The sequence below is a fragment of the Bradyrhizobium sp. BRP19 genome (assembly GCF_020194195.1).
Taxonomy (GTDB): domain Bacteria; phylum Pseudomonadota; class Alphaproteobacteria; order Rhizobiales; family Xanthobacteraceae; genus Bradyrhizobium; species Bradyrhizobium yuanmingense.
Window position 1 is genome coordinate 1 of the sequence record NZ_JADYVZ010000214.1, and the last position, 401, is coordinate 401.

At 62.8% G+C, this 401-nt stretch carries 1 pseudogene; it reads right to left on the minus strand.

Annotation, left to right across the window (positions count from 1 at the left end):
- Positions 1–401 (minus strand): annotated as a pseudogene (locus tag I6F36_RS39245) (hypothetical protein); the annotation flags it as partial.

Genomic DNA, 401 nt, shown 5'->3' on the forward strand with positions numbered 1-401 from the left:
CAGCAGTGATCCGATAGATGTCCGCCTTGCGATCTCCGACCATCCCCTCCCCGTCGCGCCCGCAGTGCCAGGTGTCGGGATCCACCGGCGCCGCCAGGGACGCCATCATCTGCCATTGCCGGCAGGGCTCGTCGGGATCAACTGGAACGAACATCCGCGTCAGCGGAGTTGATTGCCGTGCGTCCATGAACACCTTCGCGCGCGGGCGCACGAAATAGGCAGCAGGCGTCGCAACTTCGACCAGAAAGAAGCCATCGGCAAAATCGGCCGTCTCTATCCTCACCTTGTTTTCCGACACACGCACACTTCCGATACGCGCAGCCTGTTCACCGCGCATCGTGGCAATGTCCGCGGAAAACTGCTGGGCCGCGGCCGAAACGCTGACAAGTGCCGAGCCGACT